22 protein-coding genes and 1 pseudogene are annotated in these 24,731 nt (G+C 69.3%); 15 read left to right on the top strand and 8 right to left on the bottom strand.

The window, feature by feature from the left end:
• Window positions 1-2: 2 nt before the first annotated feature.
• From deoC to FEI13_RS06240, 6 genes are read left to right on the top strand one after another with little or no spacing between them, the layout of a single operon-like run.
• A complete protein-coding gene (deoC, locus tag FEI13_RS06265) occupies window positions 3-770 on the top strand; it encodes a deoxyribose-phosphate aldolase (protein ID WP_138180471.1) in 768 nt (255 codons plus the stop codon).
• Window positions 770-2,110 (top strand): thymidine phosphorylase, encoded by a 1,341-nt coding sequence (deoA, locus tag FEI13_RS06260; protein ID WP_138180469.1) that lies wholly within the window; start codon window positions 770-772, stop codon window positions 2,108-2,110. The genes deoC and deoA overlap by 1 nt, the downstream gene beginning before the upstream one ends.
• On the top strand, window positions 2,107-3,375 hold the full coding sequence (locus FEI13_RS06255) for a phosphopentomutase (protein ID WP_138180466.1): 1,269 nt from the start codon (window positions 2,107-2,109) through the stop codon (window positions 3,373-3,375). Before deoA ends, FEI13_RS06255 begins: the two co-directional genes overlap by 4 nt.
• On the top strand, window positions 3,375-4,109 hold the full coding sequence (deoD, locus tag FEI13_RS06250; RefSeq protein ID WP_138180464.1) for a purine-nucleoside phosphorylase: 735 nt from the start codon (window positions 3,375-3,377) through the stop codon (window positions 4,107-4,109). Before FEI13_RS06255 ends, deoD begins: the two co-directional genes overlap by 1 nt.
• Window positions 4,106-4,543, top strand: a complete 438-nt coding sequence (gene cdd, locus FEI13_RS06245; RefSeq protein ID WP_138180462.1) for a cytidine deaminase — start codon at window positions 4,106-4,108, stop codon at window positions 4,541-4,543. Before deoD ends, cdd begins: the two co-directional genes overlap by 4 nt.
• Window positions 4,544-4,594: 51 nt before the next feature.
• Window positions 4,595-5,335 carry a dienelactone hydrolase family protein gene (locus FEI13_RS06240; RefSeq protein WP_138180460.1) on the top strand — a complete coding sequence of 247 codons (741 nt, stop codon included), beginning with the start codon at window positions 4,595-4,597 and terminating at the stop codon, window positions 5,333-5,335.
• A gap of 120 nt (window positions 5,336-5,455) precedes the next feature.
• Here the strand turns inward: FEI13_RS06240 and FEI13_RS06235 are convergent, their stop codons facing one another.
• Window positions 5,456-6,940 (bottom strand): hypothetical protein, encoded by a 1,485-nt coding sequence (locus FEI13_RS06235; RefSeq protein ID WP_138180458.1) that lies wholly within the window; start codon window positions 6,938-6,940, stop codon window positions 5,456-5,458.
• A gap of 6 nt (window positions 6,941-6,946) precedes the next feature.
• The gene (locus FEI13_RS06230; RefSeq protein WP_138180531.1) at window positions 6,947-9,247 is read right to left on the bottom strand and encodes a mechanosensitive ion channel family protein; all 2,301 of its coding nucleotides are present in this window, start codon (window positions 9,245-9,247) and stop codon (window positions 6,947-6,949) included.
• Window positions 9,248-9,365: 118 nt separating this feature from the next.
• Between FEI13_RS06230 and FEI13_RS06225 the strand changes: the two genes are divergently transcribed.
• The gene (locus FEI13_RS06225) at window positions 9,366-10,361 is read left to right on the top strand and encodes an amidoligase family protein (protein ID WP_138180456.1); all 996 of its coding nucleotides are present in this window, start codon (window positions 9,366-9,368) and stop codon (window positions 10,359-10,361) included.
• Window positions 10,358-11,044, top strand: a complete 687-nt coding sequence (locus tag FEI13_RS06220) for a gamma-glutamyl-gamma-aminobutyrate hydrolase family protein (protein ID WP_138180454.1) — start codon at window positions 10,358-10,360, stop codon at window positions 11,042-11,044. The genes FEI13_RS06225 and FEI13_RS06220 overlap by 4 nt, the downstream gene beginning before the upstream one ends.
• Before the next feature lie 120 nt (window positions 11,045-11,164).
• Here the strand turns inward: FEI13_RS06220 and FEI13_RS06215 are convergent, their stop codons facing one another.
• Window positions 11,165-11,596 (bottom strand): OsmC family protein, encoded by a 432-nt coding sequence (locus FEI13_RS06215; RefSeq protein ID WP_138180452.1) that lies wholly within the window; start codon window positions 11,594-11,596, stop codon window positions 11,165-11,167.
• A 155-nt stretch (window positions 11,597-11,751) separates the two neighbouring features.
• Here FEI13_RS06215 and FEI13_RS06210 point away from each other — a divergent pair, with 155 nt between their 5' ends.
• Entirely contained in the window at window positions 11,752-12,651 is a 900-nt protein-coding gene (locus tag FEI13_RS06210; RefSeq protein WP_138180450.1) for an aldo/keto reductase, read from the top strand.
• A 32-nt stretch (window positions 12,652-12,683) separates the two neighbouring features.
• Here the strand turns inward: FEI13_RS06210 and FEI13_RS06205 are convergent, their stop codons facing one another.
• Window positions 12,684-13,229, bottom strand: coding sequence for a DUF1415 domain-containing protein (locus tag FEI13_RS06205; protein WP_138180448.1), 546 nt, complete (start codon window positions 13,227-13,229; stop codon window positions 12,684-12,686).
• Window positions 13,226-15,199, bottom strand: coding sequence for a winged helix-turn-helix domain-containing protein (locus FEI13_RS06200; protein WP_138180446.1), 1,974 nt, complete (start codon window positions 15,197-15,199; stop codon window positions 13,226-13,228). Before FEI13_RS06200 ends, FEI13_RS06205 begins: the two co-directional genes overlap by 4 nt.
• 184 nt (window positions 15,200-15,383) lie before the next feature.
• Between FEI13_RS06200 and FEI13_RS06195 the strand changes: the two genes are divergently transcribed.
• Window positions 15,384-15,989, top strand: coding sequence for a DUF1326 domain-containing protein (locus tag FEI13_RS06195; RefSeq protein WP_138180444.1), 606 nt, complete (start codon window positions 15,384-15,386; stop codon window positions 15,987-15,989).
• A gap of 20 nt (window positions 15,990-16,009) precedes the next feature.
• Entirely contained in the window at window positions 16,010-16,741 is a 732-nt protein-coding gene (locus FEI13_RS06190; protein ID WP_138180442.1) for a DUF2182 domain-containing protein, read from the top strand.
• A 19-nt stretch (window positions 16,742-16,760) separates the two neighbouring features.
• Here the strand turns inward: FEI13_RS06190 and nfi are convergent, their stop codons facing one another.
• The gene (gene nfi / locus FEI13_RS06185) at window positions 16,761-17,450 is read right to left on the bottom strand and encodes a deoxyribonuclease V (RefSeq protein WP_138180440.1); all 690 of its coding nucleotides are present in this window, start codon (window positions 17,448-17,450) and stop codon (window positions 16,761-16,763) included.
• A gap of 78 nt (window positions 17,451-17,528) precedes the next feature.
• Between nfi and FEI13_RS06180 the strand changes: the two genes are divergently transcribed.
• A complete protein-coding gene (locus tag FEI13_RS06180; RefSeq protein WP_138180438.1) occupies window positions 17,529-18,824 on the top strand; it encodes an exonuclease SbcCD subunit D C-terminal domain-containing protein in 1,296 nt (431 codons plus the stop codon).
• Window positions 18,821-22,147 carry an AAA family ATPase gene (locus FEI13_RS06175; protein ID WP_138180436.1) on the top strand — a complete coding sequence of 1,109 codons (3,327 nt, stop codon included), beginning with the start codon at window positions 18,821-18,823 and terminating at the stop codon, window positions 22,145-22,147. The genes FEI13_RS06180 and FEI13_RS06175 overlap by 4 nt, the downstream gene beginning before the upstream one ends.
• 353 nt (window positions 22,148-22,500) lie before the next feature.
• Here FEI13_RS06175 and FEI13_RS19425 read toward each other — a convergent pair whose 3' ends face one another.
• Together FEI13_RS19425 and FEI13_RS06165 are read right to left on the bottom strand one after the other, a co-directional pair.
• The gene (locus FEI13_RS19425; protein ID WP_240036452.1) at window positions 22,501-22,926 is read right to left on the bottom strand and encodes a hypothetical protein; all 426 of its coding nucleotides are present in this window, start codon (window positions 22,924-22,926) and stop codon (window positions 22,501-22,503) included.
• Window positions 22,927-23,286: 360 nt separating this feature from the next.
• Window positions 23,287-23,816: pseudogene (locus FEI13_RS06165) on the bottom strand (HupE/UreJ family protein).
• On the opposite strand from FEI13_RS06165, the gene FEI13_RS19775 reads away from it, so the two are divergent.
• Window positions 23,796-24,038 (top strand): hypothetical protein, encoded by a 243-nt coding sequence (locus FEI13_RS19775; RefSeq protein ID WP_476729735.1) that lies wholly within the window; start codon window positions 23,796-23,798, stop codon window positions 24,036-24,038. The pseudogene FEI13_RS06165 and the gene FEI13_RS19775 sit on opposite strands and share 21 nt — an antisense overlap.
• A 377-nt stretch (window positions 24,039-24,415) precedes the next feature.
• On the top strand, window positions 24,416-24,709 hold the full coding sequence (locus FEI13_RS06160; RefSeq protein WP_138180434.1) for a metal-sensing transcriptional repressor: 294 nt from the start codon (window positions 24,416-24,418) through the stop codon (window positions 24,707-24,709).
• The last annotated feature ends 22 nt before the right edge of the window (window positions 24,710-24,731 follow it).

Here is a 24,731-nt window from a genome sequence, read left to right as displayed (position 1 = left end):
CCATGACCGAACTGCAACAGGCCGCACGCCAGACCCTGGCGCTGATGGACCTCACCAGCCTCAACGACGACGACACCGACGCCACCATCGAGGCCCTCTGCCAGCGCGCCAAGACCCCCGCCGGCACCCCGGCGGCGATCTGCGTTTATCCAGACTTCGTGGTCACCGCGCGCCGTGCGCTGAAGGCCCACGGCCTCGAGGGCATCGTCAAGGTGGCCACGGTCACCAACTTCCCCCACGGCGGCGACGACATCATGGCCGCCGCCCGGGCGACCCGCAGCGCCGCGGCATCCGGCGCCGATGAGGTGGACGTGGTCTTCCCCTGGCGCGCCCTGCTGGCCGGCGACGAGGAGACCGGCCGCGAGCTGGTCGCCTTCTGCAAGCAGGCCGCCGGCGACGCCGCGCTCAAGGTGATCCTCGAGACCGGCGAGCTCAAGGACCCGGCGCTGATCCGCCGCGCCAGCGAATTGGCGCTGGAGGGCGGGGCCGACTTCCTCAAGACCTCCACCGGCAAGGTGGCGATCAACGCCACCCTCGAGGCCGCAGAGATCATGCTGACCGCGATCCGCGACAGCGGCATCGACGCCGGCTTCAAGGCGGCCGGCGGCGTGCGCACCGTCGAGGATGCCCAAGCCTACCTGCAGCTCGCCGCGCGCCTGATGGGCGCGGCCTGGATCACCCCGGCGCACTTCCGCTTCGGCGCCTCGGCGCTGCTCGACGACCTGCTGGTGACCCTCGCCGACGATGCCGGGCAGATCGGAGGCGCCTGATGACCAAGGCCGCCCTGCCCCAGGAGCTGATCCGGGCCAAGCGCGATGGCCACGCGCTCGATCGCGCGGCGATCAGTGAACTGGTCGCCGGCATCAGTGACGGCCGGCTCTCCGATGCCCAGGTGGGGGCACTCGCCATGGCGGTGTTTCTCCAAGGCATGAACGCCGACGAGACGGTGGCGCTGACCGAGGCGATCCGTGACTCCGGCGAGGTGCTCGACTGGTCCGGCCTCGACCTCCCGGGACCGGTGCTCGACAAGCACTCCACCGGCGGCGTGGGCGACCTGGTCTCGCTGGTGCTGGGGCCCTGGATCGCCGCCTGCGGCGGCCACGTACCGATGGTCTCCGGGCGGGGCCTGGGCCACACCGGCGGCACCCTGGACAAGCTCGAGGCGATCCCCGGCTACTCGGTGAGCCCCGACACCGCCACCTTCCGGCGCCTGGTGCGTGAGGTCGGCGTGGCGATCATCGGCCAGACCGCCGACCTCGCCCCGGCCGACCGCCGCCTCTATGCGGTGCGCGACGTCACCGCCACAGTGGAATCGCTGCCGCTGATCGTGAGCTCCATCCTCGGCAAGAAGCTCGCCTGCGGCCTCGAGGGTCTGGTGATGGACGTCAAGGTGGGCAGCGGCGCCTTCATGCCCACCCTCGACGCCGCCCGGGAGCTCGCCACGACTATCGCCGAGGTGGCGAGCCGCGCCGGCACCCGCACCACGGCGCTGATCACCGACATGAACCAGCCCCTGGCGCCGCGGGCCGGCAATGCCCTGGAGGTGCACGAGGCGATCCGCCTGCTGAGCGGCGAGAAGCGCCACGGCCGGCTGCTGGAGGTGACGCGCAGCCTGGCCGCCGAGCTGCTGGTGGCCGGCCGCCTGGTCGACTCACGCGAGGCCGCGCTGGTGAAGCTCGATGCGACGCTCGCCTCCGGGGCGGCCGCCGAGCGCTTCGCGCGCATGGTGGCGGGCCTCGGCGGCCCGCACGACCTGCTGGAGCGCCCCGCCGCCCACCTGCCGGAGGCCCCGGTGGTGCGCGCCGTCTACGCCGAGCGCCCCGGGGGTGTGCAGGCCATCGACACCCGCGCGCTGGGCCTTACCGTGGTGGCCCTGGGCGGCGGGCGACGCACGCCGGGCGCGGCCATCGATTCCGCCGTTGGGCTGTCGCGCATCGCCTCGCTCGGCGAGGTCGTCGACGGCGACCGCCCCCTGGCGCTGGTCCATGCCGCCAGCGTGGACGATGCTGACATGGCCGGGAGACGGCTGCGCGACGCCATGCGCGTCGGCGACGAACACGTTTCCCTGCCCCCACTGACCCACGACGTGATTCGTCGGGAGGTACCATGAGCCGCGCCGTCGTGCTGGTCCTCGACTCCTTCGGCATCGGCGCCACGCCCGATGCCGAGCGCTTCGGCGATGCCGGCGCCGACACCCTGGGCCATATCGCCGCCGCCTGCGCCCAGGGTGCGGCGGATAATGACCGTCCAGCGGGCCCCGATACCGGCCCGGGGCGCCGGGGCCCGCTCGCGCTGCCCAACCTAGCCCGGCTCGGGCTCTTCCACGCCCACCGCGAGAGTACCGGCCATTGGGCCGAGGGCGTCGAGGTGCCGGACGAGGTGATCGGCGCCTACGGTCACGCCCGGGAGCTCTCCTCGGGCAAGGACACTCCCTCCGGCCACTGGGAGATCGCCGGCGTGCCGGTGCGCTTCGACTGGGGCTATTTCCCGGCTCGCGAGCAGAGCTTCCCTGCCGAGCTGCTCGAGGCGCTGGTCGAGGAGGCCGGGCTGCCCGGCGTGCTCGGCGACTGTCACGCCTCGGGCACCGAGATCATCGCCCGGCTCGGCGAGGCGCATGTCGAAAGTGGCAAGCCCATCGTCTATACCTCGGCGGACTCGGTGTTCCAGATCGCTGCCCACGAGGAGGCCTTCGGCCTCGAGCGGCTCTATGAGCTCTGCGAGATCGCAAGACGACTGCTCGAGCCCTACAACATCGGGCGGGTGATCGCGCGGCCTTTCACGGGCAAGGACGCGACGACCTTCGCCCGCACCGCCAACCGCCGCGACTACAGCGTCGAGCCGCCCGCCCCCACGGTGCTGCAGCGGCTTTTTGAGGCCGGCGGCACGGTGATCGCCATCGGCAAGATCGCCGACATCTATGCCCACTGCGGGATCACGCAAACGCGCAAGGCGAGCGGCCATGATGCCCTGATGGACGCCACGCTCGCCGCCCTCGATGAGGCCGGCGAGCGCTCGCTGATCATGACTAACTTCGTCGACTTCGACATGCTCTACGGCCACCGCCGCGACGTGGCGGGCTACGCCGCCGCGCTGGAGGCCTTCGACGCCCGGCTGCCCGAGATGCTCGAGAGGCTGCGCGACGACGACCTGCTGATCCTCACCGCCGACCACGGCTGCGATCCCACCTGGACCGGCACCGACCACACCCGCGAGCACATCCCGGTGCTGGCGCTCGGCGCCGGGCTCGCCCCCGGCTCGCTGGGCGCCCGAGCGAGCTTCGCCGATATCGGCCAGAGCCTGGCGGTGTACCTGGGCCTGCCGCCCATGGACGATGGCGAGCGCTTCCTCTCACCCGCTGACACAGGAGCCTGGTGATGGCCACGCCCCATATCAACGCCGAACGCGGCGACTTCGCCGATACCGTGCTGATGCCCGGCGATCCGCTGCGCGCCCGCTACATCGCCGAGACCTTCCTCGAACAGGCGCGCGAGGTGAACACGGTGCGCAGCATGTCCGGCTACACCGGCACCTACAAGGGCCGGCCGATCTCGGTGATGGGCCACGGCATGGGCATCCCGTCGGTCTCGATCTACGCCAAGGAGCTGATCACTGAGTACGATGTGACACGGCTGATCCGGGTCGGCTCCTGCGGGGCGGTGCGCGACGACGTGGCGGTGCGCGACGTGGTGATCGGCCTCGGCGCCTGTACCGATTCCGGGGTCAATCGCACGCGTTTCGCCGGCATGGACTTCGCCGCCATCGCCGACTTCGATCTGACCCGCCATGCGGCGGATGCGGCCGCGGCGCTGGGCGTCGCGGTGAAGGTGGGCAACCTCTTCTCGGCGGATCTCTTCTACGACCCGCGCCCCGAGACCGCCGCGCTGCTCAAGCGCTACGGCATCGTCGGCGTGGAGATGGAGGCCGCCGGCCTGTATGGCGTGGCCGCCGAGTTCGGCGCCCGGGCCGCCACCATCTGCACGGTCTCCGACCACATCCTCAAGGGCGATTCGCTCTCCAGCGCCGAGCGTCAGAGCACCTTCGACGAGATGATGGAGATCGCCCTGGAGAGCGTGCTGCGCGACGACGCGCTCCGGGAGGACGAGGCATGAGCGAGCCCATGACGCCTGACGCCATTCCACAGGAAATCGTCGCGGCGCTGATCGACGTGCGCGAGCGCGCCTATGCGCCCTACTCGCACCATCCGGTGGGCGCGCTGGTGATCGGCGAGAGCGGCAGGCGCTACGCCGGCGCCAACGTCGAGGTCGCCCACTACAAGGGGCTCTGCGCCGAGGCCTCGGCCATCGCCGCCCTGGTCAGCGCCGGCGAGCGCGAGCTGCGCGAGGTCTACGTGATCGGCCCGGGAGAGCATCTCTGCACGCCCTGCGGCGACTGCCGCCAGCGCATCCGCGAGTTCGCCACCCCCGCGACGCGCATCCGGGTGGTCGACGCCCGCGGCACGCTGCTGCGCGACTACGACATGGAGGCGCTGCTGCCAGACTCCTTCGGGCCCGAGAACCTGAGCCCAGAGACCCTGCACGACTAGTGACAGCCACTATGCTTTCGTCACTCACTCTGGAAACGTCGGAGCCTGCTCATGTCTCGTGCCATCGACATACCCGCCGCCGACGGCAGCATCGACGCCTATATCGTCACGCCCGATAATGCCGCCGGCCCGCTGCCGGCGGTGGTGCTGTTCACTGATATCGGTAGCCTGCGCCCCTGCTATCACGAGAAGGCCCAGCGGATCGCGGACAACGGCTACGCCGTGCTGATGCCCAACCTCTACTACCGCGACGCAGCGGGTACCGTGGTACCGAAAGGAAAGTCCTTTCGCGACCCGGATGTGCGGCCGACCCTGCTCGAGTATGCCGCCCGCCTGACACCCGAGGCCCAGACCCGAGACTTCGCCGCCCTGCTGAGCTACCTCGATAATGAAGCCGAGTTCGCGCACGGCAAGGTGGGCGTGGTCGGCTACTGCATGACCGGCGCCTTTGCACTGCGCATGGCGGCACAGCACCCTCGCCACGTAGCCGCCGTGGCCGGCTTTCACTCGGCTCGCCTGGCAGAGGCGGACGACCCCGACAGTCCCGTACATGGGGTCGATACCATCGAGGCGCGGGTCTATTTCGGCCATGCCGACCAGGATGCGCTGCTGCCACCCGAGCAGATCGCCCGCATGGACGAGGCACTGGCCCACGCCGGCGTGCACTTCACCACGGAACTCTACAAGGGCGCGGCCCACGGCTTCACCGCCAAGGACGCCCCTTCCTACGACGCGGCCGCCGATGCCCTGCACCACAAGCGACTCGCCATGCTCCTGGAGGAGGCGTTGTAGCACGACCTTTTCAGCCCAGTCAGCGATCAAGGTAGAGGGCCCATCGAAGCCCCCACCCCACCCGATTAATGCATGAGGAGAGCTGATGGAGGGATGGATCTGGCCTCAATACGCAGCGGCTCAGCCGCCTGGCTTGGTCTTTTGCCCCGGCCCCTCCTCGTGCACCAGCTCGACGTCGACGATCTTCGAGCGGCTCATGACGATCTTCCAGCGCTGCAGCAGCGGCGTGCCGTTGCCCTCCACCTCGCGGATCACCAGGTTGATCAGGTGGCGCTTCTCCACCGGCTCGCGCACCACCTGCCCCTTCTCCTCGAGCCGATAGACGTGGTGGCTGCCCTTGTCCATCAGGCGCGCCAGGGGCGCGAGGTCCAGGGTCAGGACCTCGCGGGTGCGGTCATAGCCGCTGAGGAAGCGGGTCGGCGACATCCGTGAACTCGAGCGGTAGTGCAGCACCACTTCCTCGCGCTGGGCCATGTTGCGCTTGCGCACCCGGCGGATCTCCTCGTCGAGTCGCAAATAGCGCTGGTAGTCAAACCACTCGAGCTGGCGACCCAGGACGATATTGCTGGTGGGATCCAGGTACTGGCGCCGCCACTTGGGACGGCCCCGGCGCAGCCAGCGCCACAGGGTGATACGCAGGTCATCCTTGAACACTTCGCGCAGCGCATAGATCACCGCCAGGGTCAGTACGAACAGCGCGGTGATGTCGCCCAGGGACTCGCGGGCCTGCAGCAGGCCCAGGGAGACGAAGCTCATCACCACCGCCGTGGCGAAGGCCTTCACCGCCTTCTGCTCGCCACCGCCCAGCTCCTGGCTGCGCTGCTTGAGGGTCACGGGATGCTCGATCAGCCGCCTCAGCAGGCGCATCTTGTTGGACATCCGGGTGGGGTCCCGGGTCACCCGCTCGGAGTTGTACTCCCGGGCCCGGCGATGCTCGATCTCATCGCGGCAGATTGTCAGCAGGCGCTCGCGGATCGCGCGATAGTCGTTGCCCCGCGGCAGGTGGGCGATCAGCGCCAGCAGGTTCTGCTCGGTGAACCAGGAGAGGTAGTTGTCGATGTTGGCGTAGTAGCGGTGCAGGCTCTCGTCGCCGGGTTCCTGACGGCGCAGCCGCCTGAGGATACCCCGAGCCAGGTCGGCGGTCTCCTCGAGTTGGGTGCGCAGCTGTTCGACCTCCTCGTCGTCCTGTGCCGTGCTACTCCGGGCGGGCGCCGGCCCCTTCGCGGCCTTGTCGTCACCTCGTTTCTCCGCCCTTTGGGCACGACGCGACAGCTCCAGCAGCGTCTGGGTCGAGCGCTCCAGCGCCACCACGTACTGGTAGGCGTAGAGGCTCAGCCCCAGGCGGTACTGGTCGGCATCGAGGCGCTTGCCGGCGAGGCGGCTCATCACCAGCGGCAGCCGGTGACGGTCGCTGTAGTAGGTACGCTTGACGTGGATCGCGCCGTGGTAGAACGCCTCTTCCGACAGCACATGGGCGTTGAGGCCGAGCTCGACCGGCACGAAGAGGTAGGCGTCGAGCCGGTGCGAGCTCTCCTCGCGCAGCACCCGGGAGATCCGCAGGTGCAGGCTGTCGCGCCGTTCCACCGAGACCCGATGGGTCGCCACGCGCGCTTACCCCGGATCCGGGGCGGCGCCCCGGGCATTGGTGTCGCCCGCGGGGTCGGCGGCCCCCGCCTCGCCGGGTCGACGACCGCTGGCGTCGCGCCCCTCGGCGCCCTCGCCGGTGCCGTCCAGGCGGCCGCCGCCCTGGCCCTCCATGCTGACGCTGAGCCGTGGGACGCCGAGGTCGATGGCCTGGGCCTCCATCCGCTGCTTAAGCAGCAAGTTGTAGGCGCGTGCCACGTCCCACTGCATCTCCGGCGCGGTGCGAAAGCGCATGCGCAGGATGGCGCAGCCGTCCTGGAAGCTGTCGATGCCCTGCATCTCCAGGGGCGACCAGATGTGGTGGCGCATCATCGGGTCCTGGCGCAACTGCTGGGCCGTCTCCTGGATCAGCGTGGTGGCGTCGTCGATCTTCATGTCGAAGGGGATGCGGATGCGCATCAGGGCGATGCCGAACTGGCGCGACATGTTGTGGATCGACTCGATGCGGCTGAAGGTGATGATATGCACGATGCCGTCCAGGTCGCGCAGGCGCACGGTGCGCAGGGTCAGCCCCTCGACGGTGCCCATGTGGCCGTTGATCTTGACGAAGTCGTCCACCGCCAGCGAATCCTCAATGAGGATGAAGATGCCGGTGATCAGGTCCTGCACCAGGGTCTGGGCGCCGAAACCGATGGCCAGGCCGATCACACCGGCACCGGCCAGCAGCGGCGTGACGTTCACGCCGAGATTGGCCAGGCCGACGATGGTGGCGATGATCACGATGGTGGCGAAGATGATGTTGCGGATCATCGGCGTGATCGTCTGGGCGCGGGCCAGGTTGACGCGCCGCCCGCGGGCACGGGCGGGGCTGGTCAGCGCGCGCTGGATGGCGGTGTCGGCGAAGATCCAGGTCAGCCAGGCCAACAGCAGGGTGAAACCGATGGCCAGCAGGGCCTGGCCGATGCGCACGCTGGCCACCCCCTGCTGACCGATGCCGATCAGCGAGGCACCCCACACCTGCAGCGAAAGTTCGGCGAAGGCGATCCAGGCCAGCACATGGGACAGCGCGTAGCCGAAGCGCTCCAGGCGCCGGCGATAATCGCTCATGCGGCGCCGCTTGGAGCGGCGCTGGCCGTGGCGACGGATCAGGCCGGTCACCACCAGGGTCAGCACCAGCAGCGAGGCCGAGATGATCGAGCGCGCCAGCGCCGTCCCCACGTCGCCCACGGTGATGAAGATGGCCAGCAGGGAGCCGCCCACCAGCAGCATGGCGGGCACGTGCCACAGGCCGCCGACCAGCCGCATCACCTCGCCGATGCTACCCCGGTCGCGGCGCAGGGCGTAGGGCCGATTGCGGATCAGGTGCTGGATGGGGCGCTTGAAGCGCACGATGAAGCGCGCGCTGATCAGCGCCGCCAGCATGTTGGAGAGGATCGACATCAGGCTGGCCAGATCGGTGCCGATGATCCCCGAGAGCCGCGACGAGTTGAAGGCGTCGCCCAGCGCGATCAGCGCGCCGATGACGAACAGCGTGCGCAGGCTCTGGTGCTGCAGGATCTGCACCGCCGTGAAGCGGTGGCCGCTGGTGAATACCGAGATCACCGTCTCCACCACCACCGACAGGGTACGCCCGCACAGCGCCACGTAGGCGATCACCAGGGTCGCGGTGCGTCCGGCGCTCGGCGGCACCAGCTGGCCGATGCCCAGCACCAGCAGGAAGGCCAGCGCCCAGGGCAGCATGCGGCGCAGAAAGTGGATCATCAGCAACCCGCCTCGCGGCTCCCGGGGCAGGTCCAGCGGCCAGCCACGGCGCCGGGCCAGCTGTCGCCCGAGGCCGATCAGGATCACCAGCAGGCCGACCCAGATCGCCAGCAGCACGGCGAACTCGATCACGAAGCGCAACAGCTCCGCGTTGCCGGTCTGGACCACCAGATCCGCCAGGTCGCTCCAGCCCTGGCGCAGCTGGCGTCGCCACTCGTCCACCGGCGACTGGCCGGAGTCGGCCTGCTCGCCGAGCTCGGTGATGGTCTCCGCCAGCGCCCCGAGCAGCCCCTGGGGGCGGGTCAGGCCGCCCTGGTCGGTAGCCGCATCGTTGGCCTGCTGGAGCTGGCGCAGGTTCTCGAGCAGTGCCTGGCGCTGCTCGGCATTCTCCAGGGTGGCGATCACCTCGTCGAGCGAGGCCTGGAAGGCCTCGGGGTCGTGGATCTTGGTCGACTCGCCGCCGTTGGTCAGGCCGGACAGCGGCAGGGTCTGGGCCGACGCGACCGCCGGCAGTAGCAGTACCGACAGCAGCAGCCAGACCAGCAGGCCGCGAAAGCCAACGTACATGCGGTGCGCTACAGGCAAGATTCCCTCTCCACTCGCGTTGGAACGCGACAGGCGTCGCGTCCGTGATTCTTGAGGCAGTATGTTAGGCTGCCGACACCATGGCCTACAGGATGCCGACATGACGCCGCAACCGCCACCCGAACCCCGCAATGCCGACGGTGAGACGCGGCGCGTCGGGGTGGAGATCGAGTTCGCCGGCCTGCCCCCTCAGCGCACGGCCGAGCTGGTGCAGTCACTGTTCGGCGGCGAGATCGAGGTATTGAGCCCCCATCGGCTCAAGGTCGTCGGCGGCCGCTGGGGGGCGTTCGGCATCGAGCTCGACACCCAGTACGCTCACCCCGACCAGGAGATGATGGCCGCCGAGGCCGCCATCGACAGCGAGTGGGAGCGCATGCGCCGGGAGTTCCACACCCGCACCCGCGAGATGATCGGCGACATGGTGACGGGCCTGGTGCCCACCGAGATCGTCTGTCCGCCGGTGCCCTGGGACGAGCTGGACGAGCTGGATGCGCTATTCGAGGCGCTGCGCCAGCACGGCGCCAAGGGCAGCGACGCGAGTCTGCTCTACGGCTTCGGCCTGCACTTGAACCCCGAGGTGCCGAGCCTCGAGGTCGAGAGCCTGCTGGCCCACCTGCGCGCCTACCTGCTCACCGCCGCCTGGCTGCGCGAGCAGATCCACGTGGACATCACCCGGGAGGTGCTGCCCCACGCCAACCCCTTCCCCCGCGCCTACGCCCTCAAGATTCTCGACCCGGACTATGCCCCGGATCTCGAGACGCTGATCGCCGACTACCTGGAGGACAACCCGACCCGCAACCGGGAGCTGGACATGTTGCCGCCGTTCGCCCATCTCGCGCCCGACTTTCCCCATGAGCTGCTGCAGAACCGGCTGGTCAAGGCGCGACCGACCTTCCACTACCGCCTGCCCAACGCCCAGCTCTCGGAGCCGGGCTGGGGGGCGGTCACCGAGTGGAACCGCTGGCTCGAGGTCGAGCGGCTGGCCGCCACTCCCGGGACCCTGGCCGAACGCAGCGCCCAGTTTCTCGCCCGCCACCGGCCCTCGGCGCCCCGCCGACTGCTGATCCGCCTGCGTCGCTGGATCGCCGCACGATGAGTCTCCCGCCTCGCCCGCTGATCGGCATCACCACCTCCGATGCCAAGAGCCGGATCGCCTGGTGGTTCGACTGGTTCGCCGTGTGGCGCCACGGCGGCCGGCCACATCGCCTGTCGCCCTCCCGCCCCGTCCCCGAACACCTCGACGGCCTGATCATCGGCGGCGGCGATGATATCCAGGCACATCTCTACGACGATGAGGTGCGCCTGGACGTGCGCGTCGACCCGCAGCGCGACGAGCTCGAGCTCGAGCTGCTGGAGCGTTTCATCCCCCAGGGCACGCCGACGCTCGGGATCTGCCGGGGCGCCCAGCTGATCAACGTGCACCTGGGCGGCACCCTCGACCCGGATATCTACACCACCCACGAGGGGCTCAAGCGCCGCCGCACCGTGTTGCCGCGCAAGACCGTGGACATCGTTGCCGACAGCCAGCTCTACCGCATCCTCGAGGTCACCTGGTGTCGCATCAACAGCCTCCACCACCAGGCCGTGCAGAAGACCGGCAGGGGGATCGAGATCGTCGCCCGGGACCGCGACGGCCTGGTGCAGGGCATCGAGTCCCGTGAGCACGACTTCCTGATCGGCGTGCAGTGGCACCCCGAGTGGCTGATCTTCAACCGCCCCCAGCAGCGCCTGATCCGTGCCCTGGTGGAGGCCGCCCAGCGCGGCATCCCCTCGGCGTAGCTCGACCCGGGACAGGTGCAGTGCCCGGGTAAAGCAGTCGCTCGACACAAATCGCCGGGGCCACCTCACGGTGGCCCCGGCGCGATGAGACCGACCCTGCCGATCAGGCCGGCGCCTGGCTCAGTTTTCCAGCTTTGCCGACAGGCTGATCTCGGCGTTGAACAGCTTCGAGACGGGGCACCCTTCCTTGGCCTGGTCGGCCGCATCCTGGAAGGCCGCCTCGTCGGCGCCCGGGATCTTCGCCACGGTGTCGAGGTGGATGGCGGAGATGGCGAAACCGCCCTCGACCTCCTCCAGGGAGACCTTGGCCTCGGTGGCGATGCGCTCGGCGGTCATGCCGGCCTCGCCCAGGATCAGTGACAGGGCCATGGAGTAGCAGCTGGCATGGGCGGCACCGATCAGCTCCTCGGGGTTGGAGCCCGCCTCGCCCTCGAAGCGCTTGGCAAAGCTGTAGGGGGCATCCTGGATCGCGCCACTCTGGGTAGACACCGTCCCCTTGCCGTCCTTGAGGCCGCCCTGCCAGACGGCGCTGCCGGATTTATGAAAGCTCATATCGACTCCTTCTCGTTGTCAGGGGTAACTTGCTGCCTCTTCACCATACACCATGGGGATGCCCACCTCCTGAGGCAAGCTCGATTGCATCGGAGGCAGACAACGGCCAGACTTCATGAAAAACATTTCCACCTATATCAGGACAGGAGATCCCCATGCCGACACCGCCCAGCGTGCGACTCGCCGCCACCGCCCATGAGCCGGCCATCGACCTGCCGGCCATCGGCCAGGGCACCTGGTACCTGGGCGAGGGCCTGGCCCCGCGCAAGGACGAGGTGCATGCCCTGCAGCATGGCCTGGCGCTCGGCCTCACCCTGATCGACACCGCCGAGATGTACGGCGACGGCGGCGCCGAGGAGGTGGTGGGCGAGGCCCTCAAGGGACGCCGCGACGAGGCCTTCCTGGTCTCCAAGGTCTATCCCTGGAACGCCGGGCGCGACAGCGCCATCGCCGCCTGCGAGGCGAGCCTCAAGCGCCTTCGCACCGACCATCTCGACCTCTACCTGCTGCACTGGCCGGGCAATATCCCGCTGGAGGAGACCCTGGAGGCCTTCGAGCGGCTGCGCGAGGCGGGCAAGATCCGTCGCTTCGGGGTCTCGAACTTCGACGTCGACGAGATGGCTTCGCTCCAGAGCCTGCCCGACGGCGACGCCTGCGCGGTCAACCAGGTGCTCTACCACCTGGGCTCGCGGGGCATCGAGCACTCGCTGCTGCCCTGGCAGCGCAAGCAGGGCATCCCCACCATGGCCTACTGCCCGCTGGCCCAGGCCGGCAGCCTGCGACGCGACCTGCTCACTCACCCCGAGGTAACGGACATTGCCGCGGCGCTCGGCATCACCCCGGCCCAGCTGCTGCTGGCCTGGGCGATCCGCCCCGTCGCCGCGAACGGTGGCGACACCCGGCGCGACGTGATCGCCATTCCCAAGGCCACCGGCCTCGACCACGTGGAACAGAATGCGGCCGCGCTGGCGGTCGAGCTGGACGAGGCGAGCCTGGCGCGCCTCGACGCCACCTTCCCGGCGCCGAGCCGCAAGACAGCGCTGGATATCGTCTAGAGAGGCCCTGTCTAGCGGCGGGTGGAGGGAGCCTAGCCGCGCAGCCTGGCCAGCGCCTCGGCGAGCGCCTCAAAGCCCAGCGCACGCATCGCCTCGACGTTGCGCGCGGGAATGCCCTCGGGGTCGGGATGATGCTCGAGGGCCCGCTCCAGGCCCGCCTCGCGCAGCAGGTGCCACATCGGATAGGGCGAGCGGTTGGTGAAGTTGGCGGGATCGTCGGGCTCGGCGTCGGCGAAGACGTAGTCCGGGTGGAAGCTCGCCAGCTGGAAGGTGCCATCAAAGCCCTGATCGGCCAGCAGCGTCTCGGCGATCTCCAGCAGGTCCAGATAGTCGTCGAAGGCCTCGAGCCCCTCGGTGAGCACCAGCAGGGTCGTCTCCACGTCGGGCGTCTCGTCCAGGTGGCGGCACTCATCGAACAGCGCCAGCAGCGCCGCCTCGGGGTCGTCGGCAGGCACCGCCACATAGCGGACGGTATCGCGGGCGACCTCACGGCCGGCGAAGGGGCAGACGTCGCGGGCGACCACGAAGGTCTTCACCCAGGTACGGGTGGCGGCAAGGGGATCGGGGGGTGCTCTCATGGTCGGGCGCACTCGCTCTGGCTGATGCCGGTGGACAAGAACCGATAGCCTACACCCGTCACCGTCTCGATACAGCTTGCCTCCTCGCCCAGCTTTCGCCGTACCCCCACCACCACGGCGTCCACCTTGTTGCTCCAGCCCTGGTAGTCGCTTCCCCATACCGCTTCCAGAAGCCGCGTACGGGATACCGCCTCGCCGTCATGGTCGACCAGGTAGACGAGTACGCCGAACTCCAACGGCGTCAGCGCAACGCGCCGATCCCGTCGAACCAGTTCATGCGCCTGCCGATCCAGCCATGCGGTGTCATCCTGCAAGCCCAGCTCGCCCGCCGCCAGCCGGGCCAGCCAGCCATCCACCGAACGCGGCCCGAAATCGAGTACCGCCGAGGTATGCTCGAGGCCATCCACGGGCACGGTGTGCGCCAGAGGCTGAAAGCCGAGCGTCTTGGCCACGGCCGAATAGGGAGCGGGATCGGCAAGCACCAGGTAGGCGCGACGCAATGCCGGGCGCATCTCCATGTAATCCCGCTTGAGTGCCAGCCAACACGCGGCCTGAACCTCGCCCGGGCATTCACCGTCGTCGTGGCCCAGCCAACGGCGGATGAACAGCGCGCGTTGCCCGTCGGGCAAGGGCGAGTCTCTGAGCGCCCGCCCCCAGGCGGCGGTGACCGGATCGTCGGCCAGGCAGCCAGGCGGGGCTTGCTGTGAATCAAAACGACAACAGAAGCCCTGGCATCGACCGACGGCATCGCGCACCACCAGGAAGGCCTCGGGCATCACTTGCCACCAGCGCCAAAGGGCATGGGCGCCCTCGGGGCCTTCATGGCGGGCGAGGACGGCATGCAGGCTGGCAGCATCATCCGAGCGTGCCGGCTCGACGACCAGTTCGGGCCGATTGGAGGGGAAGAAAGCCTCTCGCACCACGGGATTCTCGATCAGATAGAGCAGATCGGCGGTGTAGCGCCATAGCTCGCTGCGTCCCGATGTGGTGCTCTGTGCCACCAACGCCTGCCAGGCCCGCCGCCGATAATGGCTATGGCGCCGCGGGTCACGTGCCAGCAGGCTGCGCTTCAGCGCCTCGCTCACCACCTCATGCAACACCAGCCCGTCTGGCAGGGCCTCGATGAGATCGAGCGTCCGCAGGCGAGCATAGGCATCATCGGACGAAATGCCGGGAAACATCGCCTGCAACAGCGGTTCGGTGATGCGGCGTATGACGCTGGCGCCCTCCAGCAGGCGCCGCAGGAGGGGGTCGGAGATATCCGCCAGGTAGAGATCGGTGAGGGCATCCATGAGGTGCTGCAGGGAGGCCTCCGGCAGCCGGAAGTCGGGGCGGGCGGGCAATGTCGCGGCGGCCAGCTGGATCGCCAGAGGGTTGCCGTGCAGCCGCCTGGCCAGAGCTGCCGCCTGAACCCCGGGAAAACCCCGCCTTTCCAGTAGCTGCAGCGCAGAGGACATGGTCAGAGGGCCCAACGACAACACACGGACCTCTCGCCCCGTCAGCCCGTCTAGCCAGCCCGTTGCCGGCCAATGACGCCCAGCGAGCAGCAGTCGTGCTCCCCGGGGCAACTGCGGTACCAGGCAGTCGCGTAGCCAGGTATCCAGCAGCCGCAGCGACTCGGCGGCATCCACGACAATGACCAGCGGCGCGCGCTGCTGAACGTGCACAAGCTCGGCCAGATCACGCGGCTGGTCGAGGCGGGTCTGTGCCGCCTCACCCAGGGCGGTCAGAAACCCCTCGGGCGTCGGCTCGACCTCCCGTCCGTTCAACCACAGGCCGCGTGCGCCGCCCCGCGCGGCATCACGCATGAAACGGCCCAGCAGCGTGCTCTTGCCGATGCCGGCAACGCCCTGCACCCACATCACGGCCGGCCCCGTCTCGTCCAGCAGGGTCGCCAGGTGGGCAAGTTCGGTTTCCCGGCCCACCAACATATCGTCGGGGCCCGAGAAAGCATGTTCCAGGCCAGCCATGGGTCCGTTCCGCGTGATGTCTTGCCTTCAGACTAACGCAAGCTCATCCAGCCGTCGTCCTACCTCGATTCTCATGGAATTCTCATCGTCTTTCGGCAGCGACCTCCTGCAAGAGCGCTATACCTGAGGGACACGGCATCAGCCGATGCCGGCCATCCCTGCCGACAGATGAGGAGGCTCTATCATGACAACGCAATGGCGAGTCGAGGGCACCTACTTCGAAGCCTGCACCTGCAAGGGGGCATGTCCCTGCCTCTTCGGCGGAGATCCCACCGAAGGCACCTGCGACGCCCTGGTGGCATGGCATATCGATCGCGGAAACATGGACACCCTCTCCCTTGACGGGCTGAACCTGGCCATGGCCCTGCACACCCCGGGTAACATGACCGCCGGCGACTGGCAGGTGGCGGTTTATATCGACGCCCGCGCCAGCCAGCAGCAGCATGATGCCCTGGTCGCGATCTTCGGTGGTTCCGCCGGCGGGCATCCGGCCACCCTGGCTGGCTTCGTCGGTGATATCCGGGGTGTCGAGTCCGTGCCGATGCGCTATGACATCGACGGCCGGCATCACCGACTCGAGGTGGGCGATAAGGCCAGCGCTTCGCTGACTGCCATCGCCGGACAGAACGGCGAGGAGGTCACTCTACACGGCCATCCCGTCGCCGTGGCGCCGGGTAATCCCGGTACGGTGGCGCAATCGGAACACGTCTCGCACCGCGGCTATGGTCTGGACTGGAGCTTCAGCGGGCGCACCGCCTTCTACTCTCCCTTCCAGTACCAGGCGGCTTGAGGAAAACGGAGGAGCGTGAAATGCTTGCCTTTTCCCTGCAACCGCTTCGCCATGAACGCGCCGTGCTGATCGGCTGCCTGACCCTGGCCATCGTGCTGAGCTGGTGGTTTCTGATACGCATGGCCGGGGGCATGCCGGCCATGGAGGGCCCGATGCCCTTCCGGCCCTGGGCCACCTTGAGCATGTGGATGGTGATGATGGTCGGGATGATGTTGCCAGGGGCGGCACCGGGCATCCTGATGTTCGTCGCCGCACGGCCACAGGACAACACAGGGGCAACGCTGCCCTACCTGTTCACGCTCGGTTATCTGCTCGCCTGGGCGGGTTATGCGGCGCTGGCCACCACCACCCAGTGGGGCCTCCATGCACTGGGACTGTTGACGCCGGCCCAGGCACTGGAGGGCAACGTCCTTGCCGGCCTGCTGCTGGTGGCCGCAGGCGCCTTCCAGTGGACGCCATGGAAACACGCCTGCCTGCGTCGTTGCCGCAGCCCATTGGGCATGGTCGCGGAAGGATTCCCGCAGACGCCGCACCGCGCCGTGGGCGGCGGCTTCCTGCTCGGCCTCTATTGCGCCGGCTGCTGCTGGGTGTTGATGGCCCTGATGTTCGTCGGCGGGGTGATGAGCCTGGCATGGATGGCCCTGATTACGCTGATCATCCTGCTGGAAAAAGTGATCGCCCCCTGGCGGCAGTTGGCCAATGGATTCGGCCTGGCACTGGTGGCCGTCGGTGGCTGGCTCGTGCTCATGTAATCGCCGCGATAGCAAGCCATCACGCCCCCCGCCGCGACGCCAGCCGATCGGCCAGCCGCGTCGGCTCCGGCAGCTTGGTGCGCCCCAGGCAGCGGACCACCCAGTCGAGCGCGGTGGCCAGCGACACCCGGTGCCCAGGCGAGACGAAGACCGGCTTCACCTTCGCCCGCGAGCGCAGCACCGCGCCGATCACCTCGTCGTCCGGGCCGTCGACCAGCGGCGTCCAGTCGCCCCGCACGGGGCCCGGCTCGCCGTGGCGACCGCAGAGCCGCGACTTGGCCACCCCGATGGTCGGCAGGTCGAGCCACAGCCCCAGGTGGCTGGCAATCCCGATCCGCCGCGGATGGGCGATGCCCTGGCCGTCGACCATGGCGAGCTGCGGCCGGATGCTGAGCTTCTCGAAGGCGCCGAGTGCCGCCGGCACCTCGCGAAACGACAGCAGCCCCGGCACGTAGGGCATGCGGGTCGGTTCGCGATGCACCACCCGCTCCACCACCGTGAAGGCGCCCTCGGCGACCGGCGGCCAGGCCAGCACCACCACCGCCGCCCGGGTGATCGCCCCCTCCTGCTCGAAGCCGATGTCCACGCCGGCGAGGTGGCGCACCGATTCGAGGCGATCCTCGCGCTCCACGCGCCCCGCCAGGCGCTTCTGCAGCGCGATGGCCTCTCTCGGGGCGAGGTTCCAGTCGTGCAAGGCGGTATCGGGCATCGGGGCTCCCTGAAGTGTCGGCGTCGCTCGGGTTAGACTACGGCCTTTGCCGCGCGACGGACCACCGGGGAGCCGACCTTGAGACTGATCCACACCGCCGACTGGCACCTGGGCCAGAGCTTCCACGGCCAGGAGCGCCACGTCGAGCACCGCGCCTTCCTCGACTGGCTGCTCGACACCCTGGTGGCGCGCCGGGCCGATGCCCTGCTGGTAGCCGGCGATATCTTCGACGTGGTCAACCCGTCGCTGGCCGCCCAGGCGCTGCTCTACGACTTCATCGTCGACGCCCACGAGCGGCTGCCGGACCTTCAGATCGTGCTGATCGCCGGCAACCACGACAGCGGCAACCGCGTCGAGCTGCCCGCCCCGCTGATGCGCCGGCTCAACACCCACGCCATGGGCCGGGTCCGCTGGCTGGACGACGGCTCCCTCGACGCCGAGCGCCTGCTGGTCCCGCTCACCGACGCCGAGGGCGCGACCCGCGCCTGGTGCCTGGCACTGCCCTTCCTGCGCCCCGCCGAGGTCACCGGCGCGCCCCGAGAAAGCGATGCTGATGCGCCCAACGACTACGTCGCCGGCATCGGCCGCGTGCATACCCAGCTGATCGAGGCCGCCCGTGCCCGGCGCGAACCCGGCCAGGCGCTGGTGGCGATGAGCCACGCCCACCTGCACGGCGCGGCGGTCTCCGAGGCCAGCGAACGGCCCATCGTGATCGGCGGCGAGGAGTCGATCTCCGCCGCCCTCTTCCCGGACGACGTCGCCTACGTGGCGCTGGGCCACCTGCACCGGGCGCAAAAGGTCGGCGAGGAGCGCATCCGCTACAGCGGCAGCCCCCTGCCGCTGGACTTCAGCGAGGTCAGCTATCCCCATCAGGTGGTGGAGGTCCTCCTCGACGGCGAGGCCCTGGTCGCCACCGAGGCGCTGCCGGTGCCCCGCCCGGTGGCCATGCATCGCGTCGGCCCCGCGCCCCTCGATGAGGTGCTGGCCGAGCTCGAGGCGCTCGAGGACGATCCCGACCTGTCGGATGCTCGGGGGCGGGAGCGTTCAAGAGACCGCTGGCCCTGGCTGGAGGTGCGCGTCGAGCTCGAGGCCCCGATCCCCGACCTGCGCGCCCGGGTGGAGACAGCCCTCGAGGGCAAGTCGCTGCGCCTGCTGCGCCTCGAGCGCCGCCTGCCCCGGGTCGAGGGCGAGAACGCCCCGGCGCGGGTCGACCTGGAGAGCCTCGGCCCGCGCCGGCTCTTCGAGCGCACCTGGGCGGCGCGCTGGGGCGAGCCGCCGGAGGCGGACGTGGTCGCCGACTTCGACCGGCTCTGCCAGGACGTGCTCGACGGCGACGATGCCGGCGCGGCAGGTGACAAGGAGCTCCATTCATGAGGATCCTCGCCCTGCGCCTGGAGAACCTGGCCTCACTGCCCGGCCCACTCGAACTCGACTTCACCGCCGCCCCGCTGAGCGAGGCCGGGCTGTTCGCCATTACCGGCCCCACCGGGGCCGGCAAGAGCACCCTACTCGATGCGCTGTGCCTGGCGCTCTACGGCGGCACGCCGCGGCTTCGCCAGGCGCCGGCCCGCGACAGCCAGATCGACGACACCCCGGACTCCACCCTGACCACCAGCGACCCGCGCACCCTGCTGCGTCGCGGCACGGCGAGCGGCTACGCCGAGGTCGACTTCGTGGGCCGCGACGGGCGCCGCTACCGCGCCCGCTGGGCGGTGCGCCGCGCCCGGGAGAAGGTCGGCGGCAAGCTGCAGAAAGCCGAGCAGTCGCTGCGCGATCTCGAGGACGACCGCCTGCTCACCACCCAGAAGCGCGAATTCGACCGCCTGCTGCCGGAGCGCCTGGGGCTCACCTTCGACCAGTTCACCCGCGCCGTGCTGCTCGCCCAGAGCGAGTTCGCCGCCTTCCTCCAGGCCGACGACAACGAGCGTAGCGACCTGCTCGAGCGCCTTACCGGCACCGCCGAGTACTCGGCGATCTCCATGGCCGCCTACCAACGCGCGAGCGCCGCCAAGAAGGCCGTCGAGGCCCTGGAGACCCGGCTCGCCGACGACCGGCCCGCCGAACCCGAGGCCCGCGCCGAGCTGGAACGCACGGCCGAGGCCACCCAGCAAGCGCTCACTGACCTGCAGCGCCAGGCGGCATCGCTTCAGGCCCGACGCCGCTGGCACGACGACGATGCCCGGCTTCACGAGGCCTATCGCCAGGGCCTCGCCCAGCAGCAAGGCGCCGAGGCCGACTGGCAGGCCCTCGGCGAGGCGCGCGCCGACCGCGAGTGGCGCCGGCTGATCGCGCCGCAGCGCCACGCCCTCGCCCGCCGGGCCGCCCTGCCCGACGAGATCGTCACCCTGGAGGCGAGCCACGCCGAGACGAAGCAAGCGCTCACCGACGCCGAGCGCGCCCAGGCACAGGCCCGCGAGGCCAGCGAGGCCAGCGAGCGCGCCCTGGCCGAGGCCAGTGAGGCGCGCCGAGAGGCCGAGCCCGAGCTGCGCGAAGCTCGTGAACAGGCCCAGCGCCTCGCCACCCAGGAGAAACAACTCGCCGACCTGGAAACCGCCCGCACCCGGCAACAGGCCCAGGCCGAGCGGCTGGCCCGGGAGCACCGCAAGGCCAGTGAGGCCCATCAAGCGCGGCAGCGACAGCGCGACGACTGGCAGGCGACTCTCGAGCGGTTGGTGGGCACTCACCCTCGCCTCGATGCCGCTCGCCAGGCCGCTCAGCAGGCCCACGACCAGGCGGCCCGGCGCCACCTGGCGCTGGGGGAGCTGGCCAGCCGCTGGCAGGAGCTCGGTCGCGCGGAGCAGGACCTAAGCCAGCTCTTCCTCCGGCTCGGCGACGATGAGACCCGCAAGAACAACTTGCTGACCGAGGGCCAGAGTGCCCGCCAGGCCCTGGACCGCGCCCAGGCCCACCTCGATAGCGTCGGCGCGCTGATCGATCGCAGCCGCGCCGTGCGCAGCGAGAGCGTGGCGCGGCTGCGCGAGGCCCTCGCCGAGGGCGAGCCCTGCCCGGTGTGCGGCGGCCACGACCACCCCTGGCGGCTGCACCCGCCGGCCACGCCGGAGGCCGCCCAGCTCGAGGCCCAGGAGGCGGAGGAAACCCGCCAGCTCGACACAGCCCGTGAGGCGCGCGACACGGCCCAGACGCAACGCGACGTGCTTTTCGGCGAGTATCGCGCCGTGGAGGCCGCCCTCGCCCGCCACCGGCAGGATCGCGAGACGGCCGAGCGGCAGCGCGATGCCGCCCGGGAGGCCCTGGAGGCGCATCCGCTGCAGCAAGAGCTCGCCGCCATCGAGGCGAACGAGCGCGACGCCTGGCTGCAGGCCGAGCGCGAGGCGAGCGAGACCCGTCGCCAGCAGGCACGGCAGCGCCTGGACGAGCTGGCCCGGGCCGAGGCCGAGCTCGCCCCGCTGGAGCAGGCGCTACAGGAGGGCCATGTCGCCCTGGCGCGCCTGGAGGCCGAGAAGCAGCACGCCGACACGGCGCTGGCCGAGCTGGACGAGCGGCTGCCGCCGCTGCGGGAAGAGCGCGAGCGGCTTGCCCGTGGGCTCGCCGCCCGGCTCGGCGAGCACGCCTCGCCGGATGCCTGGCAGCAGCATCTCGACGCCCGCCAGGAGCGGACCCGCCAGGCACGCGACGAGGCCCAGGCGCGCTGGCACGCGGCCCAGCAGGCGCAGCAGCGCCTCGCCCAGCGGGCCGAGCACGAGGCCGAGCGGCTGCAGGGGCTGCGCCAGGAGATCGACACCCTCACCCGCGAGCTTGCCGACTGGCGAGCGGCGCACCCCGAGCTGAGCGATACCACCCTCACGCGGCTGCTCGCCCAGACCGAGGAGGCGGCCCGCGATGAGGAGCGGCGCATCGAGGCCGCCGACCAGGCCCGCCAGCGCGCCGACGCCACCCTGGCCGAGCGCCGCGACGCCCTGCTGCGCCACCGCCGCGACCAGGGCCTGCTCGAGGAGACGGAGGAAGCGAGTCGCGAAGACGACAGCAACGAGGCGCTGCTCGGCGACGCCGTGGCCGAGGAACTGCGCCGCCGCCGGGAGGCGCTGGAAGAGGCCGAGGCCGAGCTGACCCCGCGCCTGGACGAGGCCCAGCGGGCCCGCGACGAGGCCGCCTTCGCGCTGAGCGATGACGATCGCAAGCGGGAGCGGCGCAAGGTCGGCCAGGCCGAGCTGGAGGCCGCTCAGGCCGAGTTCCGCCGCTGGGGCCAGATCAGCGAGCTGATCGGCTCCGCCGACGGCAAGGCCTTCCGGCGCATCGCCCAGGCCTACAACCTGGAGCAGCTGCTCGAGCACGCCAACGCGCACCTGAGTGGCCTCTCCCGCCGCTACCGGCTGGTGCGCGGCGGCAGCCCCCTGGGCCTGCTGGTGGTGGACATCGACATGGGCGACGAGCGCCGCTCGGTGCACTCGCTCTCCGGCGGCGAGACCTTCCTGGTCTCGCTGGCCCTGGCCCTGGGGCTCGCCTCCATGGCCTCCGGCGAGCTCACCATCGAGTCGCTGTTCATCGACGAGGGCTTCGGCAGCCTCGATCCGCAATCCCTGGCGCTGGCCATGGAGGCACTGGACGGCCTGCAGGCGCTGGGCCGCCGAGTCGGCGTGATCTCCCACGTGCAGGAGATGCACGAGCGCATCCCGGTGCAGATCCAGGTGGAACCGCTGGGCAATGGCACGAGTCGGGCGAAGCTCGTCAGCCAGTAAGGGCACTTAAGTCGGCTCGCGGGCGTGGATGGACACCTTCAGCGAGCCGTTTTCTCTGCATCGAGCCGTTAGCTTTCGGCCGAGTCAGACTTTGTCGTGGTGCCTCCCTAGATCTGGGCATGACGGCTTGCCTTACCTCGCCACCTCAAATTCACCTAAAGTGAACCTTAGCTTCCTTTACATGATGGCTTCATGTTGCGACGAGGCCAGGGCTGAATACCCGGCGAAACAGGAGAAACGATAGAGGTTGGGGCCACAGACTCGGCAAGACAGCAGTCTTGGCGCTGTGGTCGCCGGCTGGAAGACGCATCGTCCCGGCCGCCAAGCCGGGACGATGCGGGCTTTGCCCAGGGTCACAGCATACGTTTCAGCTCGCCGTAGTTTCCGTCGAGGCGCAGCACAACGGTCACGTCGTTGTCATTGCGATTCCGAAAGAACCAGCCGTGATTGCCGGTGAAGGCCGCTTCCAGGTCGCCCTCATCCTCGGGAACGCCACGACCCTTCTCATAACTGATGGCGTTACCGCCACCGTCGCCATGCGCGTCGAAGTTGATCGGGCCGCCCTCGGTCTCCCAGGCGAAGCTGGCCTCGGCGCCTTCCTCCATGGTCAGCTTGTACTCGGTGCCCTCGCCCGGCGTCAGGATGAAGCTCACCTCATCGCGCCAGGTAGCCGTCTCCTCGTTCGCTCCTGAGGCCTCTTCCTGGAAGGCGGAGATGCCGGCCATCGCTTGGTTAGCCTCGGGCTGCGCCGTCTCCTGGAAAGGCTCGGAAACCGCCACGGGATTAGCCTCGTCACCCGAGGGGGCCGCCGGCTGCTCGGTGGTGGAGCCGGCCGAGGCCTCCAGGGCCTCCTGTGATCCGCGACGGGTTGCGATGCCTCTTCCGTGGCGGCCTGTGTCGCCGCTCGGTCGAGCTCGGCTTCCTCGGCCAGCTGCTGCTTGTTCTCCCCCATGTCGGTCAGCCCCAGGAGGCGACCCGCTCCGGTGGGGTCGATGGCGTACTCTGCGGGCAGGATCACGGTCACCAGCAGGACGGTGGCCGCCACGGCGGCCAGCAGGGTCGAGCGGATCAGCTTCCCGGTAGAGGGCAGTTCGGCGCGGTTAGGCATATCGGTGTTGTACATCTCGGACTCGGTGAAATCAGGCGGTGAACAGGCCGGTGAGCTGATAGCCGATCAGTACGAAGCCGGCGCACATCATGGCGACATTGGCGGTGTAGGCATGGCGCAGGCAGCCGGCGGTGCGCCGCCAGAATCCCATCGCGATGAGGATGGCCCCCAGGGCCAGGAGCTGGCCGATCTCCACGCCGACGTTGAATGCCAGCAGGTCGGGGACCAGGCCGTCCGGCGAGATCTCGTACGCGATGATCTTGGTGGAGAGGCCGAAGCCGTGGAAGAAGCCGAAGACCAACGTCGCCGCCTTGGTATTGGGCTGGAAGCCGAACCAGCGCTGGTAGGCGCCGAGATTGTCCAGCGCCTTGTAGACGACGGACAGCCCGATGATGGCATCGATGAAGTAGCTGTTGATGCCGATGTTGAAGACCACCCCGAGCAGCATCGTCGTGGAGTGACCCAGGGCGAAAGGCTGACGTAGATGGCAATGTGCTGCATCCGATAGAGGAAGAAGATCACCCCTAGCAGGAACAGGATATGGTCGTACCCCGTCACCATGTGCTTGGCGCCGAGGTAGATGAAGGACATCAGGTGGATGCCGTAGATTTCCTGGATATAGCCCTTGTCGCCTTCCGCGACGGCATGGGCAAGGGCATCGCCGCTGGCTCCCAGGAGCAACACCAGCAGCGCGATCAGGGTCAGGGCATAGTGTCGGGCCTTGTCAGGCTCGCCGAACACGCCCCCATAGATGAGGGAAACATGAAACTCTCCACGGTTTAGGTATTGAATCACGGTCGCCCGCCGGGCGACCCCAGTCATGCGGCGATGACCGGCCGTGGAGGTCGTTCAAGAAGAAAGACTCGGCGTAGCGGGCTGCCATCCCGCCGGTGGCCCCGGACGGTGCCGGGCATCAAAGGTGGCATGACCACCCCAGTGGCGATCCGATCCGGACATGACCAGCCCCTGCACAATCAGCAGCAGGAGGGTCAGGTGACCAAGGCAATGACACAGGCGGTTGAGCATACGGGTAGACCAGCACCAGGGCGAAGACCGGGGTTATGCGCTATCTGGGCTTTTCCTCATGGGGCATTGGCAAGATAGCGGCTGAGAGCCTAGCATCCCCCCAAGGGGATAGGAACACCAACAGGGAACTGAGCATGACATCGCATACCCACCAGTCGCATCCCGACATCATCAAGCGTCTGAGTCGCGCCCGAGGACACCTGGAGAGCGTGACCCAGATGATCGAGGACGGGCGGCCCTGCCTGGACATCGCCCATCAGTTACATGCCGTGGAGAAGGCGATCCAGCAGGCCAAGCGGACCCTTGTGCAGGATCATATCGACCACTGTCTGGACGAAGCGATCGGTCCCCAGGACCAGGATCAGGATCAGGGACAGGGCCAGCGCGCGAAACTCGAAGACTTCAAGGCGATCGTTCGCTACCTGTAACCGACAGCCACGCCTAGAGGAG

The organism is Halomonas urmiana (assembly GCF_005780185.1).
Classification (GTDB): domain Bacteria; phylum Pseudomonadota; class Gammaproteobacteria; order Pseudomonadales; family Halomonadaceae; genus Halomonas; species Halomonas urmiana.
This window is presented reverse-complemented; position numbering and strand designations above follow the sequence as displayed.